The 3,438-nt window shown below is 61.1% G+C and carries 3 protein-coding genes; all 3 read left to right on the top strand.

The genetic code is table 11. The annotated features are described in order from the left end of the window. Window positions 1-606 (top strand): bacteriophage T4 gp5 trimerisation domain-containing protein (locus K9857_RS30055; protein ID WP_411961626.1); only part of this gene is annotated, 606 nt, incomplete at its 5' end. Further along, entirely contained in the window at window positions 603-1,469 is an 867-nt protein-coding gene (locus K9857_RS30050) for a DUF4123 domain-containing protein (protein ID WP_224542164.1), read from the top strand. The genes K9857_RS30055 and K9857_RS30050, both read left to right, overlap by 4 nt. Further along, the coding region (locus tag K9857_RS30045) for a toxin VasX (RefSeq protein WP_318011791.1) at window positions 1,466-3,438 on the top strand (1,973 nt) is incomplete at its 3' end. The genes K9857_RS30050 and K9857_RS30045, both read left to right, overlap by 4 nt.

Below are 3,438 nucleotides of genomic sequence, written 5' to 3'. Positions count from 1 at the left end.
AGCGGTGGCGGTTCCAACGAACTGCGCATCGAAGACAAGAAAGGCCAGGAACAGATCTTCCTGCACGCCCAGCGCGACTGGGACGAGAACATCGAACGCGACCAGAAGATCCGCGTCGGCAACGAGCGGCACGACACCGTCGAACAGAACAGCTACAGCGAGTTCAAGGCAGAGGAACACCGTACGGTCCATGCGGACCGCAAAGCCGAAGCCCGCGCCGATGATCACCTGACGGTGGGTGTCAACCAGCACGTCAGGATCGGCACCGGACAGCTCGTCGAGGCTGGTCGGGAAATCCACCTGAAAAGCGGCATGAAGCTGGTGCTCGAGGCTGGCTCAGAGATGACGCTGGTGGCGGGCGGCAGCTTCATCAAGATCGACGCCGGCGGCGTGACCATCAGCGGGCCGCTAATCAAGCTCAACTCTGGCGGAAGCCCGGGGGTTGGTACGGGGGCGGCGCCGCTTTTGCCGGGGCCGCTGAAGGAGGCGGATGCGGATAAGGCCGGTGATTTGCTCCTTCCTGCCTTGCGTCAGGCACTGCAGAAGGCAGCCACATCGGCTCAGCCGGTGTGTGAAGTCTGTCAGAAGCTGGGAGCCGCGAAATGACTCATGGTATCTCACGTTATTTGCTTCTGGACGGCGCCAGCATCGATAGCTTGCCGACCCGTTTATACCGACTGGATAGCAGCCCGACGATCGAATGGCTCTATCACGGAACTCCCTATCGAGCGTTGTTCGATGTGGGTCCTGCTCTGGTCGTCCTGCGTGCCGACAGCCCACTCGAAAAAGCTTTCATGGACCACTGGCAACACGATGCCGGGGTGATGCTCGAGAGCGACGCGCCCATGCTGGAGCTGGCTGAGTATCTGCGCAGCCTGCTCCATGCGCGAGTGCGCGGCGGTGCTTCATTGCTGTTTCGATACTACGACCCGCGTGTCATGCGTCATTGGCTGCCGGCCCTGAGCTCGGCCGAGCGAGATCGCATGATGGGGCCGATCAGCCGCGTGCGACTGCCAGCGAAAGATGATCAGGGAGAAGAGTGGATCGTCCGTAAACAGGATCGGCAAAACACACAGCAATACGCAGAGCGTCCTTGGCTGTATCTGGATGAACAACAGCTTCAACAGATCAACCAGGGAAAGCTGGAAGTGTGTGATCAACAACTGCTGGAGCACGTACGCACCTGCCTTCCGGATTGCCTGACCCAGTACTCGGCCGCCGAACAGCAGCAATGGGCAGCCTCTTGCCGCGAAGGCGCCGCCCATTACGGGTACTCGGCTCCCGACGAGGTTTTACGCTGGGCTGCGCTGGTTGCGCAGCGTGGCACCGCTTTTCCTGGGGCTCCCGAACATCAGGCCTGCCGCGACATTCTTCAACAGCAAGCCCTCAACGCCGAACAACGCCTTGATGCGTTGTGGGCAGAACTGCATCGCCACTGCCTGCAGACTGACAAGGAGTCCTTTTCATGACCCCCACCGCACTCGATAAAATCCGCAATCTCGCTAGGGTTGATTACGTCGCAAGAACTCAGCTTGGCAGTGAAGACCTGTCGAGCCCGGTCAGCACTTGCCCGGCCCGGCAGGCGGAGATCTTCGTCGTCCCCAGCCGCTATGCGATGGCCGAGCAGGCCGCCGAACACACGGATTTCCAGCCTCCCAGCCCGACCCAAAGCCATCCGATGGCACTGCGCCGATTGCGTGGAGGGTACGTTTATCTGTGGCATGTCGAAGGCCCGCTCAAACGTTATGCCGTGGCCGCTGACGGCCTGTTGCTCGAACAACCGCTGACACAACCCCACTCCACCATCCCCATCGGAGAAATGGCCGGGATTGCCCTGAACAAGTGCCACGATGCCTGGATGCTCTACAGCGAAATGCCCTTGGGGCAAGACGCCTGCGAGAGTCTTGAAAACGCCGATGAACGCGGCAAGCACATGCGCCCGATCCAACTCACCGAGGTCGCCGATCGCCTTTCAGCCAAACACTGCCCACCGCTCGACAAGTCGCTGGAGCTGGTCGCCGAACTCATGCCCAAAGTGCGCGAGGCCGCCCTGGCCCACGATTACCAGCAGAACGGTGCCGCCTACCGCCAAGGCATGGAAGCACTGGGCAAAGTGCTGTACGCCGATCCCACAACGGAGAACATCAAGGCCTTCGCCGCCAGCTCGGAGTTTCTGCGCGTGCGTGAAAACGCGGCCGCTGCCCAATCGCCCGAAATACCGTCAATTGAGCCGGGGGCCTGGAGCGCCAGTCCATGGGAAGTGGACGCCACTCAGGCCTGGCTGGACGCAGCCAGGCGTCAGGCGGGGCCGCTGTATGCGGTGTTTGCTGCGCTGGATGATGATTTGGGTGTGCTGCGTGATATCAACCATGAACAGGAGTTGGTCGAGGCGGAACACGAAGAATGGGTCGCCGACAATAGCCTGCGCCAGACCGTCGCTAGCTTTATCCGCAGCATGGTCACCGAAGACGGCGCGCAAGTGGCCGGCCTGCTCAACTACCGGTATCGCGAACACGACCTGCAACTGACGCCCGAACAGGGCGAAACGCTGCTCGACAGTCAGAAGCAACTCAACGTCCTCTTGGCCGAAGAAACCCGGATCAACCAGCAACGAGGTCGTCAGTACGGGCACTCCGAGGCGGATACCTTGTTGGCCCAGGTCCGAAGCCGTGAGCAAGCGGTGTTGAGCAAGGTGCGCAGCTTCATACCGAACGAACTGCACCACGAGACGCAACAGGTCGTGCGCGAGTATCGCCAGGAAAAAGTCAGCAATCTGCAAGGTGACGGCGGCGCCGCCAAGGCCGGGCAATACATCGATCTGGCGAGCATGAACCATTGGCTGGATCAGGAAGCGCCGCAGCATTTCGAGCAGGTCGAAACGCGGCATCGATTGCTGTACGCCGATCGCAAAACCTACCTGCACCGCAGTGAGAGCGGCACCTGGTTTGTCGACCAGAGCCGCGAAGATCATCTCATGTGGCTGGAAACCCTGACGCTCGCCTGCCTGAGTGCCCAGTGCAGCCGCAGCGAAGGCGCCAAACAGTTTGTCGACTACGTGAACAGCAACGATCCGGGCTTGTTGCGTCTGGTGTTCCACGCCTGGAGTCCGAGTCTGGAGGCGGCAGTCAACAGCCTCACGCGCATTCAGGAACTGGTGGCGGCGCTGAGCCTGGAAAACCTCGTCGAAACCCGTACCGCCATGGCCAAGGTTCTGGACACCGACACCCTGCGCAACATCGAGCGGTTGGCCAGCAACCTCGAAGGCGCCTGGGCCGCGACCATGACCCGTCTCGGCGCCGCCCTGATCCAGACCCAGAACGGCACGGCGATGGCCATGGGGCTGTTTCTGGTCATGCGCCTGGGCGAGGACACTCGCATGCTGTTCAGGATTGAAAACGGTCTGCACATGTGGCGCCTGGCCGGTATGAAGGCTGAATT

The organism is Pseudomonas sp. REP124, from assembly GCF_020164475.1.
GTDB lineage: Bacteria > Pseudomonadota > Gammaproteobacteria > Pseudomonadales > Pseudomonadaceae > Aquipseudomonas.
The sequence above is the reverse complement of the archived record's forward strand: the minus strand, read 5'-3'. Positions and strand labels throughout refer to the sequence as shown.